This window comes from Salinivibrio sp. EAGSL (assembly GCF_013366455.1).
Lineage (GTDB): Bacteria > Pseudomonadota > Gammaproteobacteria > Enterobacterales > Vibrionaceae > Salinivibrio > Salinivibrio costicola.
In genome coordinates this window covers 56,390-82,899 of record NZ_JABWMG010000009.1, presented here as the reverse complement: position 1 = coordinate 82,899, position 26,510 = coordinate 56,390, and the positions used below count along the sequence as shown (strand labels likewise).

Sequence of the window (26,510 nt, the reverse complement as noted above, 5' to 3'; positions counted from 1 at the left end):
GATTTGCGATAATCACGCTCTGATTATTGTAAGTAAAGTGACATTGCATGAGCCAAGAAAGCGATCTAAACAGCCTTAAGGCCCGATTCCGTGGTTACTTTCCCGTTGTTGTTGATGTGGAGACAGCCGGGTTTAACGCCAACACCGATGCATTACTCGAAATTTGCGCGGTAACCTTAAAAATGGATGAGCAAGGCTGGCTCGCTCCGGATAAAACATTGCATTTTAATGTCACGCCTTTTGAAGGCGCCAACTTAGAGCCAGCGGCCCTTGAATTTACCGGCATTCGTGATCCCTACAGCCCCTTGCGCGGCGCGGTTGATGAGGGCGAAGCCTTAAAAGAGATTTTTAAACTGATCCGTAAAGAGCAAAAAGCGGCAGAGTGCCAGCGCACCATTATGGTCGCCCACAATGCCAATTTTGATCACAGCTTTGTGATGGCCGCCGCCGAGCGCGCGAAGCTAAAGCGTAACCCCTTCCACCCTTTTGCCACCTTTGATACGGCGGCTTTAAGCGGCTTGGCTCTCGGGCAAACCGTGCTGGCTAAAGCCTGTAAAACCGCTGATATTGCTTTTGATAACAAAGAAGCCCATAGCGCCCTTTACGATACCGAGCGTACGGCCGAGCTATTTTGTGAAATTGTTAATCGTTGGAAGCGCCTAGGCGGCTGGCCTTTGCCCTCTGCGCCTGACGCGCAAGAAGAGACGCCCGAATAAAACCCCAGCGCGTGAGCCGACCCACGGTTACCCGTTGCAGCAATAAATGCATGCTTTAATTGTTAACAACTTGTTTGTTGTCACATTTTTGTGATCTTATTTTGGCCTCTATTTAGCCAGCATATTAACCACGATTAAACAGGCACATAAGGAGTGAGCGACAGAATTAATTTATCCATATTACGCCAAACACGGGCTGAGATGAGCAATAAACGCTTTAGAGTATTTACTTAAAACAATCGATAGAAACATTATCAGCCCAACCAGGTGACATCGTGCGGTATCCGTTTTGAAACCAACCTTTAACAAACGCGAAATTGGTGCCAGTATTGAACCTGTAGAACATCCGACCACTTCTCTCGCCCACGCAAGATGGGCTTTGAAGCGGCGGCCCCAAAGAACAAGAAGCTTAATTAACATAGGAGTGAGGCGCGTTATGTCATCACTATTTAAGAAATCGCTAGTGGCAACCAGTTTATCTTTGTTAGCCGTACAAGCACACAGTGCCGGCTTCCAAGTATCAGAAACCTCGGTATCCGGTTTGGGGCGTGCTTTTGCCGGTGAAGCCGCTATCGCAGACAATGCCGCCGTTGGCGCACGCAACGCGGCTGCCCTAACCCGTTTTAACACCACCGCATTCTCGGGCGGCTTAAGTATCATTGACCCGGATGTGCATGCGGATGTGGATGCCAATTCCGCTATAAGCGCTGGGACGACATCAGATGCAAAAGATATTGCTCCTACTGAATATGTGCCCAATATCCATATCATTCAGCCGATTGATGACAAGTTAGCGGTAGGCTTCTCTGCCTTTTCTAATTTTGGTTTGTCAACCGACTATCCGAAAGACTTTTACGCGGGGTCAATCTCAGGGTCAACTGAACTGGTGACCATGAACTTTAACCCCAATATTGCGTATAAGCTCAATGACCAATGGAGTATTGGCGCAGGAATTAGCGCGATTTATGCCGATGCTGAACTTAAGCGTCAAACAGGGGCATTAGCGAACCTTAGCGCTGCATCTGTGACCGATCAGGCGGCAAAACTAACCGGCGATGGTTGGGGCTTTGGCTGGAACATCGGCACCCTCTGGGAGCTCGATGAAAATAACCGTTTTGGTCTCACTTATCGTTCACAAACCGATGTGACGCTTGATGGTAAATTTACCGATGGCACAGGGACTAAAACAGGCGTCCCGGGCTCAACCGTTGACGGTGAGTTAGAGCTTAACCTACCTGAAATCATTGAGTTCTCGGGCTTCCATCAGTTAAACCAACAATTCGCCGTCCATTACAGCGCTATGTACACCGGCTGGGATAGTCTGAAAGAGCTTAAAGCAACAGGTTCAGGCTGTGCTAATAACGATAGTGTCTGTTTCCAGAAAGAAGAAGATTGGGATAACAGCTGGCGTTATGCGCTGGGTGCCACCTATACCATGGACGACCATTGGGCCTTCCGTGCCGGCTATGCCTATGATGAAAGCCCGGTATCAGCAGAAAAACGCACACTAAGCATTCCAGATTCAGACCGTCACTGGTGGAGCCTGGGTGCCACCTATACTGCCAATGAAAACCTGTCGATTGATGCAGGCTTTGCCTTCCTCGATGGTGATCAAGTCGGTGGTACTGAAGCGTTGACTGATTTACAACCATCAGATACTGATTTCTCAGCCGGTGGCGATGCTTACATCTACGGTTTGCAGCTGAACTACTTGTTCTAAATACTGCTACCTAGCCATAACCCAACGAGCCGGCCTACATAGGCCGGCTTTTTTCGATCTAGTATTCCGCCCTGAATGACATTAGAAGCGATGGCTGGCCGCTATGATGGAATAACGCGAGCAAAACCGACAAGCATGAAAGAAAGTAACCAAAAAAAAACGATTTCCCCTCGACACAGACAAAATTTTGCGCAAACTGGGTAGCTTAATTACAAAATCATAGATAACCCCTGCGGCAACGCTGCAGTGATAACCCCTATAACAGGAACGTTTCCATGAACCCGGTAGTCATTTCAGTCTGTGTCATGCTGGCACTGGCCCTTATGCGCGTCAATGTCGTCGTCGCACTCACCTTTAGTGCGGTCCTTGGTGGCCTGGTCGGTGGGCTCAGTATTTCCGAGACCATCAGTGCCTTTGAAGGCGGCCTTGGCGGTGGTGCCACTATTGCGCTCAGTTATGCGATGCTCGGTACCTTTGCGGTCGCAATTAGCCGTTCAGGGATCACCGATGTTCTCGCGCACTCGGTGATCCGCAAGCTTAACGCGCGCCCCACCGATGCCAATACCGCCACCTTTAAATATGTGGTCTTGGTCTTATTAGGCCTTTTGGCTATTTCGTCGCAAAACGCGATTCCGGTCCACATCGCTTTTATTCCTATTGTGATCCCACCTTTATTGCATGTGTTCCAACGCTTAAAGCTCGATCGTCGCCTGGTCGCCTGTGTGCTGACCTTTGGTTTGATCATGCCGTATATGGTGTTGCCGGTCGGCTTTGGCGGCATCTTTTTGAATAATATTTTGCTGAAAAACCTCAATGACAATGGCCTAAACGTGGTCGCCAGCCAGGTGCCGACGGCAATGTTATTACCGGCAGCCGGGATGGTAGTAGGCTTGCTGATCGCGACCTTTATCAGCTATCGCCAGCCACGCCAATACAGTGAAGGGGACGTCCTCACTGCTGAGCCGGAAAACCACGCCATTAGCCCCCGTAACCTGTGGGTTGCAGGCATTGCGATTGCCGCGGCGTTAAGCGTGCAGCTGATGGCAGGGTCGATGATTGTCGGCGCATTGGCCGGCTTTATGGTGTTTACCTTTGGCGGCGTGATCCGTTGGAAAGACACCCAGGATGTGTTTACCAAAGGGGTACACATGATGGCGATGATCGGCTTTATTATGATCACCGCCGCTGGGTTTGCCGCGGTAATGAAAGCAACGGGTGGTGTGGAGTCCTTAGTCGCTTCTTTGTCAGGCTCGATTGGCGATAACAAACCGCTCGCGGCGTTTTTGATGTTGATTGTCGGTTTACTAGTGACCATGGGGATCGGCTCGTCGTTCTCGACCATTCCGATTATCGCTACCATTTATGTGCCACTCTCACTGGCGTTTGGCTTCTCGCCGATGGCAACCATTGCCTTGGTGGGAACGGCCGCCGCCCTGGGCGATGCTGGCTCACCCGCTTCGGATTCTACTTTGGGTCCAACGTCGGGCCTGAACGCCGATGGCCAACATGAACACATTTGGGATACCGTGGTCCCCACCTTTATCCACTATAACCTGCCATTAATTGTCTTCGGCTGGTTAGCCGCGATGATGCTCTAGGGCGTAAACGCGCTATGTGAGTAAAAAGGCGGTATAGACAAGAAAAAAAGCCACGTTTTATAACGTGGCTTTTTACCTGATACGGCTCGTTTCAGTGATACGGCGAGAGCCGGATAAACGCGAACAATTACTCGTTTTCACTCGCATCACGACGCGCGGCCGCTTCTTTGACCAGTGGCTGTAACTCACCTTTTTGGAACATTTCCAAGATGATGTCACACCCGCCAACCAGCTCTCCGTCAACCCACAACTGTGGGAATGTTGGCCACTGTGCGTAAACAGGTAGCTCTGCGCGGATCTCTGGGTTTTGCAACACATCCACGTAAGCAAACTTCTCGCCACACGACATCAGCGCTTGAGAGGCTTGTGACGAAAAACCACAGCTTGGTAGTTTCGGCGACCCTTTCATGTATAGCAGAATCGCGTTTTCTTCGATTTGCTGCTTAATTTTGTCCATTGTTTCCATTGCTTCCTCGAACACTGTCTGTGAATCTTATTTTGATTCTACTGGTTAACAGGCTGGAAAAAAATGCCTAAATGTTTTGTGGGATTAAGCGTAAAAATTTTGCTGCGATCCTTTTAATAAAGTAAAAACTTGCTAAACTAGACTTAGCAAAACGAAAATAGTAGTCACACTCGATGGTTAGGTGGCGATAGCGGCAATGGGTAGTCAGTGATCATCCGTTGTCAGTCATTCGTATTTGCCCCTGCACTGTCAGTGATCGACTACAGGAAGCACTCTCACGATAAAAACGGAGATATATAGCAATGTCATTCCAACTACCTGAATTACCTTTCGCAAAAGACGCACTAGAACCACATATCTCAAAAGAAACACTCGACTACCACTACGACAAGCACCACAACACCTATGTGGTGAAGTTGAACGGTTTGATCGAAGGCACAGATTTCGAAGGTAAATCACTCGAAGACATTATCAAGACCTCGTCAGGTGGCGTGTTCAATAATGCGGCCCAAGTGTGGAACCACACCTTCTACTGGCACTGCCTAAGCCCAAATGGCGGCGGTGAGCCAACAGGTGACGTTGCAGACGCGATCACCAAAGCATTTGGTTCGTTTGACGAGTTTAAAACTCAGTTCACCAATGCTGCTGTGACTAACTTCGGCTCAGGCTGGACTTGGTTGGTGAAAAAAGCAGACGGGTCGGTTGCAATCGTCAACACCTCGAATGCCGAAACACCCGTGACTCACGATGGTGAAACGCCATTGTTGACTGTCGACGTTTGGGAACACGCGTACTACATCGATTATCGTAACGTGCGTCCAGATTACCTCGCTGCATTCTGGAAACTGGTTAACTGGGACTTCGTCGCGAAAAACTTCGCAGGCTAAACCAATCGCCAACAGACCGAGCGCGAAAAAGGTCTGTTGCAAGCCCTGGCTCTTGCAAACCTGGGCTCTTGCAAACCTAGGCGCTTGTAAACCCAGGCTTACCAATCACTAGGAGGCGTTTATCGCCTCCTTTTTTTATGCCTGATACGCTTTGCAAACTCGCATTTTAGGCAAAAAAACCGCCAACTAGGTTGACGGCTTAACGGAACTTGATAAGTCCAAGAGAATTAATCTTGTTCTTTTTCTGACAAGATAATCCGCAGCGTGCGGCGTAGCGGTTCTGCCGCTCCCCATAACAGCTGATCACCCACAGTAAAGGCATTAAGGAAATCATCCCCCATCGCCAGTTTACGGAGACGACCCACTGGCACAGACATGGTGCCTGTCACTTTTGCTGGGCTCAGATCAGTCATGGTCACGTCACGCTCGTTAGGCACCACGCTCACCCAGTCATTGTGCGACGCAATCATGTCTTCAATCTCATCCATCGGCACCGCTTTTTTCAGCTTGATGGTCAGCGCCTGACTGTGACAGCGCATGGCTCCCACACGGACACAAGTCCCGTCGATAGGAATCGGATTGTTTTGTAACCCTAGAATCTTGTTGGTTTCAACCGAAGCTTTCCACTCTTCCTTGCTTTGGCCGTTGTCACGCTTGACGTCAATCCAAGGGATCAATGAGCCTGCGAGTGGCGCACCAAACTGCTCGCTAGGAAAATCGCTCGAGCGTAGGGTTTGAGCCACTTTGCGGTCAATATCTAGAATAGATGTTGCAGGGCTTGCCAAGTCAGTGTTCACTGAATCATTGATGACACCCATTTGGCTGATCAGCTCGCGCATGTGTTTTGCGCCTGAGCCAGACGCCGCTTGGTACGTTTGCGCGGTCATCCACTCAACCAGACCGTTTTGATACAAACCGCCTAAGCCCATCAGCATCAAGCTAACCGTACAGTTACCGCCGACGAACGTGCGCGTGTCGTTATGGATCCCCGCTTGGATATGTTTGAAGTTAATCGGATCCAAGGTGATGATACTATCATCTGCCATTCGTAATGATGACGCTGCATCAATCCAATAGCCTTTCCAACCTGATTCACGCAGTTTTGCGTAAACATCGTTGGTGTAATCGCCGCCTTGGCAGGTGATAATAGCATCGAGGGTTTTGAGCGTTTCAATGTCATAGGCATCTTGTAACATGCCTGCATCTTTGCCGTAATTCGGCGCTGCAATCCCGACTTGTGAGGTGCTAAAAAACACAGGTTCGATATGGTCGAAGTCTTTTTCTTCTACCATGCGCTGCATCAGCACCGATCCCACCATGCCGCGCCAGCCAACTAAACCTACTCGCATCATAATTTTCACACTCCATGTTGTGTGACCGCCGTTAACAACAGCATATGGTTGCCTGACAGTCAGTGAAAAAACGTTTTTGATACTAACACGTCTTATCACGGTCGTCAGGTTAACGCCTCTGCCTGCTTATTAAATGACCTCATTTTCAAGTTTCCGTCACCTATGCCTAACTTGATTTAACGTACAGGCGTCTAAAAAACAAACTGAAAAAAACAGACAAAACAAAATATTGAAACACTTAAACATCCTTAAAGTAACCATATATTAACCAATCACGTCAGGGTGTAACTTAATTCGCGCGCGACTCACATAAGCGACAAAAATGTTTCCCATCACTTTACTCTGTTAGCTAGAGTAGGGCCCCTCACAAATGGAACAAAGGATACTGAAACAAGGACAGTGATGTGAGTTTGGTTGTTGCTTAAGGCATCGCTAAATCGCGCAGGGAGTAGTCGCGCAATCACAGACGATCCACCTTCCGATAATGATATTGACTCGCTCAACGCTATCGGTAACCCGCAAGCGACCGGTTACCCAGCAAGCGACGTGAAGAAGGTTAAGTTATGACAACACAGCAAGCTCGATTACCCTCCATCATTCAGGTGGTATTAGCACTTGGCGCCTTTTTGGCGCTCGCGTTTTCGTTTACCGCCAAATTAGACCTCCCCATTCAACTGGCCTTATTTATCGGCTGGTTTGTGGTTATGGGATTGGGGTTAAAACTTGGCCATCAATACAAAGATCTTGAAAGTGCTGCCACGAAAGGAATTTCTAACGGCTTAGGCGCCGTTTTAATACTTCTATCGGTTGGCGCATTGGTGGGCACCTGGATTGCAGGCGGGATCGTCCCCACTATCATTTACTATGGTCTTAAAGCTATCCACCCTTCTATCTTCCTTTTAGCGACCATGTTGATTTGCTCGTTAACCGCTTTAGCGACGGGCACCTCTTGGGGGGCTGCCGGAACCGCGGGTATTGCCATGATGGGGATTGGTCAAGGCCTTGGGATCCCTGCCCCAATGACGGCAGGTGCCGTTCTTTCAGGGTGCTACTTTGGTGATAAAATGTCGCCATTGTCTGATTCAGTGATCCTCGCTTCGTCAATGTCTGGCGTCGAAATCGTTGAGCACATCAAAGGCATGCTGCCGATTGCACTGATCAGTTACATCATTACCGGTATTCTGTTTACTCTGATTGGCTGGCACTACGCAGGCAATGTGGATATGAGCCAAGTAGAGATGGTGAAGCAAGCGATGCAGGAGCAGTTTGTGATTTCACCACTATCCTTTGTGCCGGTGCTGATTGTCCTCGCGCTGCTGGCAATGCGATTACCGTCTTTCCCGGTCATTAGTTTTGGTTCATTACTGGGTGTGGTTTGGGCCGTAATGCTGCAAGATATAACCCCCGTGAACGCCATTAATACCGCGTGGGCGCCGTTTTCTATCTCATCGGGTGTCGACTTTATCGATGCCATTCTCAACCGCGGTGGTATGTCTTCAATGCTCGGTTCCGTGGCTGTGATTGTGTTTGGTCTGGGTTTTGGTGGCTTACTCGAAAAAGTCGGGGTCTTGCATACCATTGCCAGCTTGTTTGAGCGTCGCGTTAACAGTGCAGGTAGCTTGGCAACCTCCACCATCGGCACCGCCTTTATGGGGAACGTATTCGGCTCGGCCATGTATGTGTCGCTGATCTTAACCCCTAAAATCTGTGCCAAAAACTACGACAGACTGGGTTATCAACGTAAAAACTTGTCTCGTAACGCTGAATTTGGTGGCACGTTAACCTCAGGCATGGTGCCATGGAGTGATAACGGTATTTATATGGCCAGTATTCTTGGCGTCGCCACCTTGTCTTATGCACCCTTCATGTGGTTAAGCTTTGTGTGTATTGCCGTCACCATCGTGACCAGCTACTTCGGTTGGTTTGTCGATAAGGTTGAGCCAAACCAGGCCGCGCAAGCGCAAGAAGATACAACCGCAATAGCGTCTGCGCCAGAGCGTGCCTAACGAGCAATAGAAGCGCTTAAAATAAAGCGGGACACGTTAGCCGTGTCCCGCTTTTTTTATTCATCGTCTCGACTGGATAAACGGCGTTGGAGTTGGTCACGCAAATTTGGGGGCGTCCCTTTTATGGTAAGGGTGTCTGTGTCTGGATCGTAGAACACGCGCTCCCCCATCAACATGGCATCAAAGTTGACCGATAAGCCACCCCCCGATCCGACAAATTTAGTTAACTTGCGCATGGTGGTGCGGTCGGCAGGAAACTGCGCTTCCAGTTCATAGCCTTGCTGGTTGGTGTATTGATAAAAGTCCGTTCCTTCGGGAGTCGCTGGCAATTCCTCCGCGAGCTCTTTGACCACCACTTCATCACCCGCTTTAAGCTGATCGTTACAGTAGTCATACACCTGCTTGCGGTAGTTGTTCTTCTCTTCTTTATCCAAACGGGCATCATCACAGTAATCCTCAACTGCCTGCATCAGCACTTGGTTTTGCTGTTTGCTGTCCATGCCCACTTCCGCTTGCAAAAAATCAAGGAAGAAGTCTGCAACTTTGCGCCCAACTCGCCCTTTGATAAACGACAAGTAACGATTTGATGCCGGATCCGTCTCCCAGGTAGACAAATCAATCCGTGCCGCGATATCCATTTTGCTGACATCTAAGTATTCGGTGGCGTTAACGTCAAGCTCGTCCGTGACGCGTAAACTGTGCTTTGATTCCACCACACCAATAAACACGTAGTCAGTGGCTAAGGCACGGTAATGCGCCATCACCAAGGTGCCACTATCGGCAAATGGATATTTCGCGAGCTCAGCGCGCAGACGTTCAACGGCGCGTTCAGAAAAGGCTTGAAAGTCCAGTTCGTCAGCGCGGTAAGCCTTTAACCATTGCTGGAATTCACTCTCGGTGTCGAACAACGCAAACCCTTTGCCTGCTTTTGCGTGATAAACCCGATGTACATCGGCCATCAGATTTTCGGTTTGTTCGTTGAGCGGTAATGGTCCGTCGCGAAGCTGAACATTAAGCGAATCATCAGCTTGTTTGACAATTTGATGTAATATTACGTTAGAAAGCGTGAGGGTCATGATTGAAAAGATTTTCAGTAAGACTAAAGTGTGGGTTATTATACGCTGCTTTGGTTTTAAGAAGACAAGACGATTTTATGCCTGTAACCTCAAAATATGATGATAAGCAAGTGGAACGTATTATCAGTGATGTTGTCAATGTGTTAGAGCAACACGATGCATCGACGGATTTATCACTGATGGTGATTGGGAATGTCGCCACTAATATCCTTAACCACAATATTCCTGCCGCACAACGTCAGGCATTTGCCGAGAAGTTCGCCCAAGCATTAATGGCATCCATCGATAACCAATAACGCTTGCAGCAGTATCTAATCAGAGAAGAATAAATTTGTATGGTTGATAGCGGAACATCGTATCGCGACAAAGTATCCCAGCTGATCAGTTGGGGGCATTGGTTTAGCTTTTTCAACATCATTGCCGCTATGTTGCTGGGCACCCGCTATATCACCCAATCTGGGTGGCCAGACACCCTATTAGGGCAAAGCTACTTGATCTTTAACTGGGTCGGCCACTTCGGCTTCCTGGTTTTTGCGCTTTATATTCTAATCATTTTTCCAGCCAGTTTTATCATCCCGTCTCAGCGTCTTATGCGGCTTTTTGCGGTAATAGTCGCGACTGTCGGAATGATGGTATTGCTGCTGGATATTTACGCCTATCAAACCTTACACCTACATCTTAACCCCTTGGTGTGGGAGCTGCTTTTAAGCGGCGAAAAAACCGATATGAATGCCCACTGGCAGTATTTATTTATTGCAGGGCCGGTGATCTTTATCTTAGAGCTGGTCATGGCCGAGTGGGTGTGGCGTAAGCTGCGTAAATTAACCCGTAAACGCGTTGGTGTTCCGGTTGCCAGCGTGTTTGCTCTTTGCTTTGTTGCCAGCCATTTAATCCATATCTGGGCCGATGCGTTCATTTATAGTCCAGTCACGGCGCAGCGTTCGACCTTTCCTGTCTCGTATCCGATGACAGCAAAAACCTTTATGGAAAAGTATGGCTTGCTCGATCGACAAGAGTATCAACGCCTACGCGAGCAGCGCGGCCAAGAAACCAGCGAGGTGATTCGTTATCCGTTGGAACCACTGTCGTTTGCGTCAGATGCCAACAAATACCGCCCAAACTTATTGGTGGTGATGGTTGAAGGGTTGCGTGCCGATATGCTTAACCCAGTCACCATGCCTCACCTGCATCGTTTCGCTACCGATAACCTGTGGTTTAAGAATCACTTCAGTAGCAGCAACGATGATATGGCCGGTTTGTTTGGTTTCTTTTATGGACTGCCGGGCAGCTATGCGCAAAGCGCGCGAACTGAGGGGTTGCGTCCTGTATTGATGGATACGCTCAATCAACGTCGCTATCAACTCGGGCTGTTCAGTGGCGATAACTTTTCTAACCCCATTTACTATCAAAGTATTTTTAGTCGCGCACTCGACCGAGATACACAGTCAGAGGCACCGGCTTGGCAGGCCGATGCCAGTGCGATCACCTCGATGCAAAGCTGGCTACAAGGGCGCCAAGCAAATACACCTTGGTTTGGTTATTTAGAGCTCGCCACGGTGAATGAATATGAGCAAGGCGGCGACTATGCGCAACCTTTCCAACCGGCGCTTAACAGTGGAATGGCCGGTGTCGACCAGCAAACAGGCTTGGTCCTCAAAAATAGCTATAACAATGCCGCTCACTATCTGGATGAGCAATTGGGCGAACTGATTCAACAGCTTGAGACTTCGGGAAAGCTAGCCAATACCGTAGTGATGATTACGGCAAACCACGGCATGGAATTTAATGAAACCGGGATGAATAGTTGGGGGTCGAACTCAAACTACAGCCGTTATCAGCTTCAAGTACCGATGGTGATGCACTGGCCTAATCAACCGGCCGAGCAGATCAATCATTACAGTAGCCACCTTGATGTGGCACCGACATTGATGGAGTCGATGCTATCGGTGAGCTCACCCGCCAACAGTTACAGTAGCGGTGTGAATCTGTTTGAACTCGAAAGCCAATCACGCAAATGGGTGTTGGCCGGTGACAGTCGCGATATTGTGGTGATACAGCCACAAAAAACCACGGTGGTGGATAAATTTGGCAATTATAAAGTCTATGATCGCCACTATACCCCACTTCCCGAAGGTAAGCCCCAGTTGTCACTATTGATGCAAGTGATGCACGAATTAAAGCGTTTCTATTATCCTGAGGATCGTGAGCCGCAATAATGGCCAATAAGTGGCGCATAAGTAGCCAAACAATTGAAAAACCGGGAAACAATCGCGTTTAGCAATTGACAGTCATTAGGTCGATTCGTAATATAGCGCTTAGTCGGTCTGTAGCGCAGCCTGGTAGCGCACTGTCATGGGGTGTCAGGGGTCGCTGGTTCAAATCCAGTCAGACCGACCAATACATATAAGCCCGTCGCTCAATGAGTGACGGGCTTTTTCGTATGGTACGTTCAACAAGGATAAACATCCTGTTCGCGGCGGACACTTATTCGGCTTGACGCCCGACAAACGCGGCAACAATGGTGTCTTCTCCATATTGCCGGGAAAAGACATACGCGCCTGGTTGAGGGATCACTTGGTGCGCGCCCGCGCCTACCGCAGGGTGGCGTTGCCTAAACTGCCCCACTTTTCGCCAATGGTTTAATAACCCCGCCTGCATGGCGTTACGCTGCCACACCATATCCGAGCGTGTTCCTTGGTGAAAGTCATCGCCGTAAGGGCCTAAATCACGTCCAACTTCATCACCGTAATAGACTTGCACCGCACCGGGCGCCAGAAGTAATGCGTTGGCAGCACCGCGTTGCATGCTGGCATCTTTAAAACGGCTAAAAAAGAGCTCGGTATCATGAGACGACATATAGCTAACCGGAATGAAATCCGCTTCTGTTTGCATGGTCTCAGCGTACGCGTGATACGTGGTTTCCATTTCACTTAAACAATACGCCCCTTTGTCCATCCGCTTTTGCAGATCAAAGTTAATCAGTGCATCAAAGCCTTGGTCAAAATAAGGGCTCCGGTAGGCATTGTGCCCCCATACTTCTCCCATCATCCAAAAGGGCTCGCCCGTTTGATTATTAGCGGCGCGCCAGCTTTTCAATGCCTCCGAGGCGTGTGCTTTTAACGCTCGCCAAACCTCACCATCAACATGCTTGACGGTATCAACACGAAAACCATCAATACCAAAACGCGCAACCCACTGGGTTTGCCATTCGAGTAAGTAATCACTCACTGTGTAATTGTCTCGCACCTTTACTCGCGTGCCGGGATTGTTGAGCAACCATTGTGGCGGGGTCACCGGTTGCGAAGATTCAGTTTTAAAGTCAGGCAATCCGGCTAAGGTCAGCGTTTTATCACTGCTGCCAGGCTCATCGTACCCCGGTAATCCTGCGCGTACCCAGTCTTTTCCCCACCACTGCTGCCAATTCGTGCTCTTATAATCAATCGCATCATGAAAGTCATGCCAGCTTTGTCCGTCACCGGGCTGCCAATTTTGCCATTGCGCCGGTAATTCAGTGTCATTGACTACCTCAATCCCGTCTTGCTGTAAATCCGCGAGCGTTGCGTAACCTGGGTGATTGACGACTGCGTCCAGAAACACCTTTAGTCCGCGTTGATGCGCTTCGTCGACCAATTTTTTTAGTGTGGCATCATCACCAAAGTTGTTGTCTACTTGGGTAAAATCACGCGACCAATAGCCGTGGTAGGCATAAAACGGAAAGTCCCCTTGGCTGCCACCACCGACAAACCCGTGAACCTGCTCTACGATCGGCGATAACCAGATCACATCGGTGCCGAGCGATTGGATATAATCCAATTTGTCGATCACGCCTTGCAGATCTCCGCCATGAAAGGTACCAATGTTTTGCGCTTTATCCTGACGCCGCCCATAGCTGTGATCGTTACTCGGATCGCCGTTACTGAATCGGTCCACCATGACAAAATAAATGTTTGCATTGCGATAGGTAAAATCTGGCTCTGGTGCTGTAACCGGGGCGAGCAACACCAACCCACCACTTTCAGAGGCTGGGGTGAGCGTCACGCTGTGATTTTTCACCGTGACAACCTGGCCACTGAGCGCCTCTTTTAATTGCGTGCCATCGGCAAAACTCTCTCCCAAAGAGAGGGTGACCGGCCCACCTTGATAGCGGTGACACTGGACATCGGGCAACGGGCGTTTAAACCTTGATGCGGTCTTTTTCGGTTCACGTTTAACGCGGATTGTTTCCGTCTCTGGCTGATAATAAAACCCGTAATCCCCAGCAAAACGCACGGTAAGTTCAAAGTTTGTCTGATCTTGGCAAGAAAGCGGAATAGGCGTATTAAATTTCGCGTTCTCGGGAGACGCGGCCTGACAGTCACCTGCTATCCCTTCCACACTGATTTGGTAGGTGTTCTTACCTAACGAGAAGACCGCTGGGGCGTTGGGATCAAGCGGTCGATCAGACTGTGTCGTTGCTGTGGTTACCGTGATATGCGGGGCCGCCGCAGTGGAAAACGACGCTGCCATAGTCAACGAGGCCGCTACCGCGATGGCCAGCCGCTGTCGAGGAAAGAAAAAAGTCATGATTGTGCTCCTTGCCATTTTCTATCAGGGTAAAAAAACAGCAAGGCATTGACATCATTCCTGCCTCTGCGCCCTAAAATTGTGAGCGATGACAGTTAGAGGAGGAGCCGATTACGCGCCGCACTCTCCCTCTGGATCCAGACCTAACAATTCGCTCATCTCCACGGCGGGAATAGGACGGCGATAGAGAAACCCTTGACCAAAGGTGCAGCCCAATTCATGCAAAATCGCCTGTTGATGCAAGGTCTCAATGCCCTCAGCAACGACCCCCATCCCAAGGCTATCGGCCATGGCAATCATAGCCGACACAATTGCCACTTCTTGTTCATCGGGTGATTGGCTTTGTATGTCTTTAATGAAATGACGATCAATTTTTAATTTTGAAATGGGGTAGCGCTTGAGATAAGCCATCGATGAATAGCCAGTGCCGAAATCGTCGATCGCAATCCCAACCCCTTTATCACGTAATTGCTCCAGCACTTTTAACGCGTTGGCTTGGTTTTCTATCAAGGTATTTTCGGTAATTTCTAACTCTAAAAAGCGCGGATCGGCGCCGGTGCGGTCCAAGGCCTCAAACACCACTTGCGTAAAGGCCACGTCGGCAAGGTTGCGCGGCGAGATATTCACCGCCATAGACACGTTGAGGCCCGCATCCTGCCAGGCTTTTAATTGCTGACATCCAGTCTCAACCACCCACTGCGTGATATCGTGGATAATCGAGCGCTCTTCGGCGACATCAATAAAGTGAAACGGTGATAACAGCCCCCGCTCTGGGTGATGCCAACGCAATAACGCCTCGACGCCAATAATATCGCCGGTCACCAGATCGACCTGGGGTTGGTAATATAATTCTAACTCTTCATTTTGCACACACTGACGTAGCTCGACCGCCAAACGTAACTTGTGATTCGCTTCTACCGTCAACGCATCATTGTAAAACGCATAGGTGTTTCGCCCCGATTTTTTCGCGTGATACATCGCCGAATCGGCAAAGGTCAGCAGATCATCGGTACTCGCGGTATTCTCTGGATATTGGGCAATGCCGATACTGACACCGATTTGAGCGTCGATCCCACCTTTGAGCATAAACAGGCGATTCATGGCATGGATCACATCTTCAGATAAGCGAATACAGGCATTATCATCAGCATTAATCACCCGTAGGATCACAAATTCATCGCCACCGAGACGGGCTAAGGTATCGCCCTCCTCTAACAGACCCTCTAAGCGCTGACTGACTAATTTAAGGAGTTCATCACCGACGGTATGGCCATGGCTATCATTGACGAACTTAAACTGGTCAAGATCGAGAAACATCAACGCCAGCTGGTTACGCTGGACCGATTGCCTATTCATCGCTTGACGAATGCGCGACGTAAGCAGCAGGCGATTCGGTAATCCGGTTAACGAGTCATAGTGGGCCAAATCAATCAGTTTTTTTTCTGAGTCTTTAAGCTGGGTGATATCAGAGAAAACACCGATATAATTCACCACGTCACCGGCGTCATCTTTTACCACACTGATCGAGAGAAGCTGTGGATACACGATACCATCTTTGCGGCGATTCCAGATTTCGCCTTTCCAATGTCCCTCTTGATGTATCTGCTGCCACATTTCGGCGAAAAAATGTGCGTCATGACGGCCCGAATTCAGAATGGATGGCATTGCGCCGACGACATCCTCTTCTTGATACCCGGTGATCGCACTGAAGCCACCATTGACGGCGACGATAGCACCTTGCGCATCCGTGATCAGCACCCCTTCGCTCGATTGCTCAAAGATTTTCGCATTGAGCATCAACTTACGTTCAACCTCTAACCGTTCAGATACATCGTGGATAACCGAGAACAGCAGACGTGCGTTACCAACGGTGATCGGGGATGAATGAACCTCGACCTGGCGACTCTCACCGTTTTTTAGCCGATGTTCAAAAATAAAGCAGTTTTTCTCGCGCTGTCTCGCCTGTGAAAGGCTTTGTTTGAGGGTGCTGTCGACTTGTGTATTAATCTCGTTGATACGCATCGCTGTGAGCGTTGCATGGTCATAGCCATAAAAACGTTGGGCACTGTCATTAGCATCTAAAATTTCGCCACTTTTGGCATCCAGTAACATCATCACCGCATCATGGCGTTTAAAGATACTCCTAAAGCGGTAACTATCATCAACCATGCGACCAATCGACTGCGCAAAGCTGCGTCCAGCATTTAATCGAGCATATAATCCGCCGAGCCAAAACCCTAAGATAATCAAGCCAACTCCCCATACCATGGGGTGAGGGTGCAAACTTTTCCAACCGTCTTGCGGGATCCCCAATAAGCGCCAGTGGCCGGAGGGCAAGCTCACTGCGACGGATTCAGGGGACTGCGCTAAGATCGAGGGGTCACCGTAAATGGGGGTAAACCTCCCCTCGGCGGTCGATTTTTCTTGCAACACCACACGCACTGGATACGCCTCGCCTTCGGCAAAGCTTGCGGAGAAAAGGCTATCGATATCGAGCACCGTGGATAACACGCCCCAGGGTAACCCTGTGTTTTGATTGATGATCGATTGACGTGCAATTAAGGCGGTTCCGCCTTGAAGAAGATCGACCGGCCCTGAAATCACGGGCTCACTGGAGGCATACGCCGCACGTACACTGGCTAATTGCTCAGGCACATCATGGTAACGCGTCCCGACTAAGATACGCTTTAACGACGCAGGATACACATGACTGATCACCCAATTTCTGGCAGCGGCAAAATTGAGGATATGAGCAGATTTGGCTTTTAACTGGCTGGCAAAGCTGGAAAATTGGTCTTGCGTCAGTTCTGGATTTAAGCTGATATAGGTGGTCAGTCCATGACTTAAATCGACATTCTGCGTCACTTTAAGCTCAATCCGCGAGCGGTAGGCCAACAAGGCGTTACGAACGTCTTTTACTTCTTGGTCATGGGCTTGTTGATATAGCCAAAACTCCACGGAAACCACCGCAAACATGAAGACCATCACGGAGATAACCACATTATAAATGAATCCGACTCGCGCCGAGCGGCGGGCGACTTTATCAAGTGCCGATGGAACAGCTTGCTGCATGACCTGGTACAACCTTATCTCGCCCTGCTTATGGAGCGAACATTAACCAAAAACCTCAGGTGTAGCACGTGATTATAAAGGGCATAGAGAGAATCGCCAGTGTTACCGGTCAGTTTCACCGCATTACACAGGCTCAGTATGCGTAAGATCAAACGGTTACATACACACATTGGCGATACAATCGAACCGCCTTTATCCAAAAAACACAAGAGATTGCAAACAAGGAGCGTGTATGGCGATCAGTCTCGAATACAGTTTTATCTTGGTGATCTTGGGCGTGATCGCCGGGATTATCAATACCCTCGCGGGTGGTGGCTCTAACCTAACATTACCTGCATTGATGGTGATGGGCATGCCTGCCGATGTCGCCAACGCCACCAATCGGGTGGCGGTATGGCTACAGTGTGCGTCAGGGATGAGCGGGTTTCGTCAACATGACAAGCTCGATACTCAGGATATCATTCCGGTATTGATACCGAATTTAATCGGGGGCTTGTGCGGCGCATTGGCCGCTGCATGGTTGCCAACCAGTTGGGTCAAACCCTTGCTACTCGGTACCTTGCTGACCATGACGGTAGTGATGCTGGTTAAGCCAGCCACTTTTGGCCCCCCCGCCGGTACGCCAGTCAAAAAGGTGGCTGACACACCCACCGCATGGTTTGGTCTTATGCTCGCAGGCTTTTATGGCGGATTCGTACAAGCAGGGGTCGGATTTGTTTTGCTCGCCGCGCTATGTGGCACCTTACACTACGACTTGGTCCGTGGTAATGCGCTCAAACTGGCATGCACCTTAGCTTTCACCTCTCTTTCACTGTTGGTATTTATTGCTGATGATCTGGTCCGTTGGGCGCCAGGGCTGATCCTGGCGATAGGGACCATGGTCGGGGCACGGATTGCGGTACGATTTGCTATCTCCGCGAACCCCAAGCTATTAAAACTCTTTTTATTTGTGATGACGTTGGTCGGTTGTCTCGCCGCCTATTTATTTTAGTGGCAGCGAGTCTGTTGTCGGGCGATCACTGCATTTTTTGCTCGAGTATACTGGTGCGGTTATTGTGTCGCGGTCTTACCCGTTGATTTCGCCGCTCCTTTACGACGAGTGCTGGTGCGCCGTGTTTTACGTTTAAATGTTTTTGCCGGCGCAGCCGGTAAACCTTGCAAAGAGGCAGGCGGTGGTGAGGTTTTTACACTTTCAATCAAGCCAGCGACCTTGTCGGTTAACGCTTGCATAAAGGGGTGATACGCGCATTGTCGGTCCGCCATATCTTGCAGCTGCCGCTCCCAATCAGCGGTCATATCCGGGTAGGTCGCACTGTCGGGTAAGGCATCAATTAATCCCGTTCCACTGGCTGTCGCGTGAAGTGTTTTTCCTTGTCGATTCAAAAGACCACGTTTTACCAACAGCTCAATAATCCCAGCCCGAGTGGCTTCGGTCCCGAGCCCATCGGTTTCTCGCAGTATCTCTTTCAGTGCTTTGTTTTGCACATAGCGACCAATGCCGGTCATCGCTTGTAACAAACTGGATTCGGTAAACGCAGCCGGTGGCTCGGTCATGCAGTCTTTAATGTCGCCACGCTCACACTGCGCTTGCTCACCTTTCTCCATTAAGGGCAAAGGCGTGGCGTCACTGTCTGCGGTTTGCGTGGAGGGCAATAGCGCGCGCCAGCCCGCTTGAGTGAGCACCTTGCCTTTGGCAATAAAACAGCCACCGGCAATATCGAACACCAGTTTTCCTTCTGCATACTCGGCAGGCGGATAAAACTGCATCACATATTGGCGCGCCACCAGCTGATAAATTTTCGCTTCATCGCCTGACAAGCTCGCAGGCGCAGCTTTCGCGGTTGGAATAATCGCATGGTGCGCACCGACTTTGGCATCGTTCCATGCTTTGCCTTTGCGTTTTGGATCCGCATTGTCACAAGCCTGGATCAGTGTCTGACACCCCTTTTTAATCGCTGCCAACACCTTGGGCGCCTCAGCGAAGTGCCCTTTAGGTAAGTAACGACAATCCGATCGCGGATAGGTAATGATCTTGTGGCGCTCATACAGTTGTTGGCACACATCCAGGGCTTTTTGGGCGCTAAAACCAAATCGCTTTGATGCGTCTATTTGCAAGGCTGACAAGTTATAAGGCAGTGGCGCCGCTTGCTTTCGCTGCTGACGTTCCGCGTCAGTGACCGTGGCTGGCTGCCCCGTAATTCGATAGGCGACATTGTCGGCGAGTGACCGAGAAAGTACGCGCCCTTGCTCGTCTTGCCATTTGGCGCAGGCGTCACTGGGCTGCCATCGCGCGCGTATTTCACTCCCTTGATGAGCAATGATGGCGTCGAGCTGATAATACGGATGGGGAATAAAATGTTTGATTGCTTGATCGCGTCGCACCACTAGGCCAAGCACCGGCGTTTGTACCCGCCCGACCGACAATACGCCTTGATAACCGGCCTGTTGCCCTAGCAGGGTATAAGCGCGCGTTAGGTTCATCCCATAGACCCAATCGGCACGTGACCGAGCTAACGCGGAAACAGATAAGGGCATGTAACCCTTATTGTCTTGCATGTTGCTGAGCGATTTTTTCACCGCAGAGAGGTTTAAATCACTGATCAAAAGGCGTTTTATATTGGCTTTTTTGCTCTGACTGACCTTCGCATAGTCAATCACTTCATCCACCAGCAGCTGCCCTTCGCGGTCTGGGTCGCCGGCATGAACCAGCTGATCAAATTGCTTAATCAGTTTTTTAACCACGGACAGCTGGCCCGAGGCGGCTTTGCGTGGGCGCAATTGCCATTGTTGAGGCACGATAGGAAGGTCAGCCAGATGCCATTTTTTATAGCGGCTGTCATAAGCCTCGGGCTCGACTTGTTCGAGTAAGTGGCCAATACACCAGGTGACCACATCGCCTTGCCCTGTTTCAATGTATCCTTTCTGATTTTTATGAGGCTTAGGCAGGCCTGCGGCAATTGCGCGCCCTAAACTCGGTTTTTCCGCAATAAATAATCGTGCCATGACAGAGTCTCTTTATCAGTCGCTGTCCGCATGGTATGCAAAGCACGATCGAGGCGCAATAAAAAACCTGTACATATGCACAGGTTTACTCGATTAACCAAGCCCTTCTCGTGGCTTAAAGATAAGAGACAAACTGGCTAGTATCGCGTTTAGGCGCATTAGCCGCCGCACAATCAGGCGTTCCTAAGTACAAAAAACCCACGATATGATCATCGCCTTCAACGGCTAACGCCTCTCTCACAGCGGGGTGGTATGCAAATGCGCCAGTGCGCCAAAAGCCCTGATACCCTTGTGCGACCGCTGCCATTTGCATCGCATGCGTCGCACATCCCGCAGAAATATGCTGATCAATGGTCGGAACTTTGTCATGCACACGTGTACGCGCAATCACGGCCACCACCATCGGGGCCCGAAAGGGTGCGTTTTTGGCATTTTTCACTGCCGTTTCATCCGCGCCGTTGGCCTGTGCTGCCTCGGCTAAAATGGTTGAAAGCCGCGTCAGCCCATCTCCCTCGCAAATCACAAACTGCCACGGCGTTAGTGCGCCATGATCAGGGGCTCGTAATCCTGCTTGAATAATGTTTTCTAGTGCTTCACCGCTCGGCGCTGGCGCTGCTAATCGTGGCACAGAGCAGCGCTTTAATAGCAAATCAAGTGCGTCCATGGTTTATCCTTTTTAACCGTTTAGTGCTCACTGCATGAGCGGATATCAGCATATTAGCACAGACTCCCGCCGCTAAAGCGCCAAGGCTGTCTCAATCCCCTGGCGAATGGCTCGCTTCGCATCGAGCTCTCCCGCATGCTCGGCACCACCAATTAAATGGTAAGAGACATTGGCATCATCAAGCTGCTCGGCCAACGTATTCACCGATTCTTGCCCCGCACACAAGATGATCTGGGTGGCAGGGATCAGGTGTGCTTCTCCTTTAACACTGATATGCAGGCCTTCATCATCAATTTTATGGTAGCTCACGCCACCGACAAGATTCACACCACGCTTTTGTAACGTTTTTCGATGGATCCAACCGGTGGTTTTGCCCGGGCCTTTTCCGACTCGTCCTTCGCGACGCTGCAATACCCACACCTGCTTGTCGCTAAGCGTATCGTGCCCAGGGTAGAGTCCGCCTTCGTGGGTAATAGTCTTATCGATTCCCCACTCATTGAGCCAAGCGTCCAAACTTTGATTTTTGGGTTCGGTAATCATGGTCGCGACATCAACGCCGATCCCTCCGGCACCGATAATGGCGATATGGCTCCCCAACTCAGGCTGTTCACGAATAAAGGTTTGATAATCAATAACGCTCGGGTGATCAATGCCTTCAATGGCGGGACGGCGTGGCTTCACACCCGTAGCGACAACAATATCGTCAAACGCACGCAATGTATCGACATCAGTGGCTTGATTAAGCTTGACCGTCACGCCTGCTTTTTCCAATCGTCTAAGGTAGTAGCGAATGGTTTCTTTAAATTCTTCTTTTCCCGGAATCGTCATCGCTAAATTAAACTGGCCGCCGAGCCGATCCGCTTTTTCGAACAAGGTCACGTCATGTCCGCGTTCAGCCGCTTCAGTGGCACAGCTTATCCCGGCCATTCCGCCACCAATTACCGCCACTTGTTTCACTTGGCGTACGGGCGTTGCCACGAGCTCGGTCTCATAACAGGCTTTAGGATTAACCAAACAACTGGCACGCTTGCCTTTAAAGACATGGTCCAGACAGGCTTGGTTGCAGGCAATACACGTATTAATGTCATTCGACTGATCGGCTTTGGCCTTCGCAACGAATTCAGCATCGGCTAAGAATGGGCGCGCCATGGAGACCATATCCGCTTGCCCCTTGGAGAGAATCGATTCGGCAACCTCTGGGGTGTTAATACGGTTACAGGTGACTAACGGCACCGATACCTCGCCTTTTAGTTTTTCAGTGACCCAGCTAAACGCGCCTCGTGGCACCTGGGTCGCGATAGTAGGCACTCGCGCTTCATGCCAGCCAATACCGGTGTTAATAATGGTGACGCCTGCTTTTTCTAGGCCTTTCGCGAGCGTGACTACGTCTTCAAAGGTATTGCCTTGCTCGACCAAATCCAGCATCGATAGACGAAAAATAACAATAAAGTCATCACCGGCGGCTTGACGCACCGCTCGCATCACTTCAACCGCAAACCGCATACGATTGTCGACTGGCCCGCCCCATTGATCATAACGGCGGTTGGCGCGGTGGCAGAAAAACTGATTGATCAGGTAGCCTTCAGAGCCCATGATCTCGACCCCGTCATAGCCAGCTTCGCGAGCAAGCGCGGCACTGCGGCCAAAGGCTTTAATCGTACGCCAAATCGCCCGCTCGCTCATTTCAAACGGGGTGAACTTACTGATTGGCGCGCGAATCGCTGACGCACTTTGGGCAAACGGATGAAAGGCATAACGACCGGCATGAAGTAATTGCAGCGCGATTTTGCCGCCATTTTCATGAACGGCTTCGGTGATCGCGCGATGTGCACGCGCCGCGCGTCCAGAGCTAAACTGGGCACTAAATGGGGTTAGACGGCCACGAAAATTAGGCGAAAATCCGCCTGTTACAATGAGCCCCACCTCACCTTTGGCTCGCTCAGCATAAAAAGCCGCCAATTTTTTAAAACCATCGTTTGCTTCTTCAAGCCCGGTATGCATCGAGCCCATCAAGACACGATTTTTCAGGGTAGTAAACCCAAGATCGAGCGGGGCTAGCATGTGGGGATAAGGGTGCTGTTCCATCGCTTGCTCACTTATTGTTGTGGTCTGACCAGACTATAGCGCTGACGGACACGTGATTTCAAACATTCGTTTACAATCTGGCAACATGAAATCGTGAATTATTGATCTGGGTAGGACTTTCGCTCGGTATTATAGAACAATGACGCGGTTGATAGCCTATCGATCTGAGCTCTGATCAGCTAGGATATCAGCGACATGCACCGATGGACTCACGTATGAAAAAACTGTTTCGCTTTATTGCATCCCTATTCCGATGGTTGTGGCGTATTCTCAGTTTCGCCCGCCAACTTTTGTTAAACGTCCTTTTCATAGGCGTGATCGTGGCAATCTACTTTGCTTTTACTGCCGATACGCCGCTGACCTCAAAGGACCCCGCTACCGCAAAAGTGGCGCAAAGTGAGCCAGAGCCACGGGCGCTCCTACTCAATATTGACGGCCCTATTGTTGAACAACAACAGCGCTTAAGTCCTGTTGATACCTTATCTCGCAATGCGCTCGGACAACCGATAGAAACCGAGAACGTGTTGTTTGATATTGTTGATACCGTGCGCCATGCCGCGACGGATGAACAGGTTAATGGCTTAGTTTTAAGCCTAGGCGATATGCCTTCTACTAGTCTGACCAAGCTACGATATATCGCCAAAGCCATCGAGGACTTCAAAGACAGCGGTAAACCTGTGATTGCAATTGGCGGCACCTACAGTCAAAGCCAGTATTACTTGGCCAGTTATGCCGATGAAGTCCTGATGTCGCCCAATGGTATGGTGATGTTGCAAGGTTACGGCAGTTACAACTTATATTGGAAGGACCTACTCGATAAGCTCGATGTGAGCACACACGTGTTCCGAGTCGGTACTTATAAGTCATTTGTGGAGCCATACACACGCAACAATATGTCAGACGCTGCCCGAGAAGCCAATCAAGCTTGGTTATCTCAGCTGTGGGATGCCTATGTCAGCGATGTGGCGAACAATCGTGGCATCGAGCCGAGTGTACTGTCCCCGAGCGCGAAGCAATTACTGGCCTCATTGCGTGACTTTGATGGCGATTTTGCCGCCCTCTCTGAGCATCTTGGCATTGTCGATAAGCGCATGACGCGTCAGCAAATTCGTCGCTATTTGGCCGATAAATTTGGCAGTGACGGTGAAGACAGCTTCGAATACACCGGCTATTACGATTATCTGCCAAAAATACAAAGCGGCTTTAGCCTGCCAGGCAGTGATAATATCGCCGTCGTGGTCGCCAGTGGTCCGATCATGGATGGACGTCAGCGCCCAGGGACCGTGGGTGGCGATACCACTGCCGCTATGCTACGCGATGCCCGCCTTGACAGCAGTGTGAAAGCGGTCGTGCTTCGCGTCGATAGTCCAGGGGGCAGTGCATTCGCCTCTGAAATTATCCGTAATGAAGTGGATGCGCTACGCGAAGCGGGTAAACCTGTGGTGGTCTCGATGTCGAGTGTCGCCGCCTCTGGCGGTTATTGGTTATCTGCCAGCGCTGATCGTATTATCGCTCAGCCCACCACGATTACCGGGTCAATCGGTATTTTTAGCTTATTCACCACCTTTGAGAACACGCTGGGTGATCTCGGCGTGCAGTCTGATGGTGTCGGCACCACACCGTTTGCAGGAGTCGGCGTAACGCGGGCACTGCCAGACGAGGTAGGAGATATCATGCAGTTAGGCATTGAGCATGGTTACCATCGCTTCTTGTCATTGGTCAGCAACCATCGCGATATGTCGATGGAAAAGGCAAACCAAGTCGCTCAAGGTCGGGTATGGACGGGACAAGATGCCTTGAGTTTGGGATTAGTTGACAGCTTGGGTGACTTTGACGACGCCGTGTCTGCCGCCGCTGAACTGGCTAACCTCGAAAACTATCAACTAGATTGGATGCAACAGCCACTGACGCCGTTTGAGCAATTTATCAACGAAGTGCTGGGGCAAAGCGCCAACGTGCTCGGTGAAGCGGTGCAAGCGACAATGCCATCGATTGCGCGCCAGTTGACGGCATCGCCCCAGTGGCAGTCGTTAACCTTGCTGGAAAAGTTTAACGATCCGCAAGGTCGTTACTTATTCTGCTTAAACTGTGAGTATCAGTAGGAACCACTCGCCCTGGCCGTTCGGTCAGGGCCTCTTCTCTGTTTTTCTTCTATTCTGTGTGTCGCTCGGTATTACCGATGTAATCGTTACATGTATACTGTGCTCACGCTCATTAAATGCAGATTTGACATGATGGAACGTAAACATATTTATATTGCTTACACTGGTGGCACGATCGGGATGCAAAAATCTGATCATGGTTATGTCCCAGTGTCCGGCTTTCTCCAGCAACAGTTGGAAAACATGCCTGAATTCCATCGTCCAGAAATGCCGCTTTTTACTATCCATGAGTACGAACCACTCATTGATTCATCGGACATGACGCCAACGGATTGGCAACGGATTGCGGACGATATTGGCGAAAATTACCACGCATATGACGGCTTTGTGATATTGCATGGCACAGATACCATGGCATACACAGCATCGGCGCTGTCATTTATGTTAGAAAATTTAGAAAAGCCGGTAATAGTCACCGGCTCCCAGATCCCGATTGCTGAGTTGCGTTCCGACGGGCAAGCCAACCTGCTCAACGCACTGCATATTGCATCGAATTATCCGGTGAACGAAGTGACGCTGTTTTTTAACAACCAACTTCTGCGCGGCAATCGGAGCACTAAGTCGCATGCTGACGGGTTTAACGCGTTTACCTCACCCAACTTGCCAGCGTTGCTTGAAGCTGGGATTCATATTGAGGTAAAAGCGGACAAGCTCAATCAACCTTCGCAAGGGCCGTTTAAGGTCCATACTATTAGCGATCAACCGGTTGCCGTGATCATGATGTATCCGGGCATTTCGCCAGACGTTGTCAGAAATGCGCTTAAACAGCCCGTCAATGCGATGATCTTATTAACCTTTGGGGTCGGCAACGCACCACAAAATCCCGAGTTACTCGATTTACTCAAACAGGCTACGGATCGCGGTGTGCTGGTGTTGAATCTCACTCAATGCTTGGCAGGACGGGTCAATATGGGTGGCTATGCGACCGGCTGTGCGCTGGCCGATGCGGGTGTACTGAGTGGCTATGACATGACACCCGAAGCGGCGTTAGCCAAGCTTCACTTCTTGCTCAGTCAGTCATTACCCTTTGAAACCTTGCGAACTTGGGTGCAAAAAGATTTACGTGGTGAGCTCAGCTATTATTAGTGTGTGAACAGAAGTGACAGTGAACGCTATTGTGACGATTACGCCGGCCGAATG

At 50.1% G+C, this 26,510-nt stretch carries 18 protein-coding genes and 1 tRNA gene; 11 read left to right on the top strand and 8 right to left on the bottom strand.

The window, feature by feature from the left end; translation table 11 throughout:
- Nucleotides 1-47 precede the first annotated feature (47 nt).
- The 3 genes from rnt to HLG76_RS07450 all read left to right on the top strand — a co-directional run bounded on the left by rnt (nt 48) and on the right by HLG76_RS07450 (nt 4,034).
- On the top strand, nt 48-716 hold the full coding sequence (rnt, locus tag HLG76_RS07460; protein WP_021022306.1) for a ribonuclease T: 669 nt from the start codon (nt 48-50) through the stop codon (nt 714-716).
- 436 nt (nt 717-1,152) lie between these two features.
- Nucleotides 1,153-2,436: an outer membrane protein transport protein gene (locus HLG76_RS07455; protein WP_175993385.1), complete on the top strand. Its 1,284-nt coding sequence runs from the start codon at nt 1,153-1,155 to the stop codon at nt 2,434-2,436.
- A 275-nt stretch (nt 2,437-2,711) separates the two neighbouring features.
- Nucleotides 2,712-4,034: a Na+/H+ antiporter family protein gene (locus HLG76_RS07450; RefSeq protein WP_175993384.1), complete on the top strand. Its 1,323-nt coding sequence runs from the start codon at nt 2,712-2,714 to the stop codon at nt 4,032-4,034.
- Between the two features lie 127 nt (nt 4,035-4,161).
- On the opposite strand, the gene grxD is transcribed toward HLG76_RS07450, so the two are convergent.
- Nucleotides 4,162-4,500, bottom strand: a complete 339-nt coding sequence (gene grxD, locus HLG76_RS07445) for a Grx4 family monothiol glutaredoxin (RefSeq protein WP_021022303.1) — start codon at nt 4,498-4,500, stop codon at nt 4,162-4,164.
- A gap of 302 nt (nt 4,501-4,802) precedes the next feature.
- On the opposite strand from grxD, the gene sodB reads away from it, so the two are divergent.
- On the top strand, nt 4,803-5,387 hold the full coding sequence (gene sodB / locus HLG76_RS07440) for a superoxide dismutase [Fe] (protein ID WP_021022302.1): 585 nt from the start codon (nt 4,803-4,805) through the stop codon (nt 5,385-5,387).
- Between the two features lie 227 nt (nt 5,388-5,614).
- Here sodB and asd read toward each other — a convergent pair whose 3' ends face one another.
- The gene (gene asd, locus HLG76_RS07435) at nt 5,615-6,739 is read right to left on the bottom strand and encodes an aspartate-semialdehyde dehydrogenase (RefSeq protein WP_021022301.1); all 1,125 of its coding nucleotides are present in this window, start codon (nt 6,737-6,739) and stop codon (nt 5,615-5,617) included.
- Nucleotides 6,740-7,302: 563 nt separating this feature from the next.
- Here asd and nhaC point away from each other — a divergent pair.
- A complete protein-coding gene (gene nhaC, locus HLG76_RS07430; protein ID WP_175993383.1) occupies nt 7,303-8,745 on the top strand; it encodes a Na+/H+ antiporter NhaC in 1,443 nt (480 codons plus the stop codon).
- A gap of 56 nt (nt 8,746-8,801) precedes the next feature.
- Here nhaC and yejK read toward each other — a convergent pair whose 3' ends face one another.
- Nucleotides 8,802-9,821 carry a nucleoid-associated protein YejK gene (yejK, locus tag HLG76_RS07425; protein WP_077576308.1) on the bottom strand — a complete coding sequence of 340 codons (1,020 nt, stop codon included), beginning with the start codon at nt 9,819-9,821 and terminating at the stop codon, nt 8,802-8,804.
- A gap of 77 nt (nt 9,822-9,898) precedes the next feature.
- Between yejK and HLG76_RS07420 the strand changes: the two genes are divergently transcribed.
- From HLG76_RS07420 to HLG76_RS07410, 3 genes are all read left to right on the top strand, one after another.
- A complete protein-coding gene (locus HLG76_RS07420; RefSeq protein WP_021022298.1) occupies nt 9,899-10,117 on the top strand; it encodes a YejL family protein in 219 nt (72 codons plus the stop codon).
- 39 nt (nt 10,118-10,156) lie between these two features.
- Complete coding sequence (locus HLG76_RS07415) at nt 10,157-12,037, top strand: DUF3413 domain-containing protein (RefSeq protein WP_175993382.1); 1,881 nt, start codon at nt 10,157-10,159, stop codon at nt 12,035-12,037.
- A 104-nt stretch (nt 12,038-12,141) separates the two neighbouring features.
- A tRNA-Pro gene (locus HLG76_RS07410) sits at nt 12,142-12,218 on the top strand.
- Nucleotides 12,219-12,305: 87 nt separating this feature from the next.
- Here the strand turns inward: HLG76_RS07410 and HLG76_RS07405 are convergent.
- Together HLG76_RS07405 and HLG76_RS07400 are read right to left on the bottom strand one after the other, a co-directional pair.
- Nucleotides 12,306-14,327 carry an alpha-amylase gene (locus HLG76_RS07405; RefSeq protein ID WP_175993408.1) on the bottom strand — a complete coding sequence of 674 codons (2,022 nt, stop codon included), beginning with the start codon at nt 14,325-14,327 and terminating at the stop codon, nt 12,306-12,308.
- A gap of 168 nt (nt 14,328-14,495) precedes the next feature.
- Entirely contained in the window at nt 14,496-17,456 is a 2,961-nt protein-coding gene (locus HLG76_RS07400) for an EAL domain-containing protein (RefSeq protein ID WP_175993381.1), read from the bottom strand.
- A 232-nt stretch (nt 17,457-17,688) separates the two neighbouring features.
- Between HLG76_RS07400 and HLG76_RS07395 the strand changes: the two genes are divergently transcribed.
- On the top strand, nt 17,689-18,447 hold the full coding sequence (locus HLG76_RS07395; protein WP_175993380.1) for a sulfite exporter TauE/SafE family protein: 759 nt from the start codon (nt 17,689-17,691) through the stop codon (nt 18,445-18,447).
- A gap of 59 nt (nt 18,448-18,506) precedes the next feature.
- On the opposite strand, the gene HLG76_RS07390 is transcribed toward HLG76_RS07395, so the two are convergent.
- From HLG76_RS07390 to HLG76_RS07380, 3 genes are all read right to left on the bottom strand, one after another.
- Nucleotides 18,507-20,459 (bottom strand): DNA topoisomerase III, encoded by a 1,953-nt coding sequence (locus HLG76_RS07390; protein ID WP_175993379.1) that lies wholly within the window; start codon nt 20,457-20,459, stop codon nt 18,507-18,509.
- A 115-nt stretch (nt 20,460-20,574) separates the two neighbouring features.
- A complete protein-coding gene (locus HLG76_RS07385; protein WP_175993378.1) occupies nt 20,575-21,123 on the bottom strand; it encodes an NAD(P)H nitroreductase in 549 nt (182 codons plus the stop codon).
- A 72-nt stretch (nt 21,124-21,195) separates the two neighbouring features.
- Nucleotides 21,196-23,208, bottom strand: coding sequence for an NADPH-dependent 2,4-dienoyl-CoA reductase (locus HLG76_RS07380; protein ID WP_175993377.1), 2,013 nt, complete (start codon nt 23,206-23,208; stop codon nt 21,196-21,198).
- A gap of 215 nt (nt 23,209-23,423) precedes the next feature.
- Here HLG76_RS07380 and sppA point away from each other — a divergent pair, with 215 nt between their 5' ends.
- Both sppA and ansA read left to right on the top strand, forming a co-directional pair.
- A complete protein-coding gene (gene sppA / locus HLG76_RS07375) occupies nt 23,424-25,310 on the top strand; it encodes a signal peptide peptidase SppA (RefSeq protein ID WP_175993376.1) in 1,887 nt (628 codons plus the stop codon).
- A 132-nt stretch (nt 25,311-25,442) separates the two neighbouring features.
- A complete protein-coding gene (gene ansA / locus HLG76_RS07370) occupies nt 25,443-26,456 on the top strand; it encodes an asparaginase (protein WP_077576339.1) in 1,014 nt (337 codons plus the stop codon).
- Nucleotides 26,457-26,510: the final 54 nt, after the last annotated feature.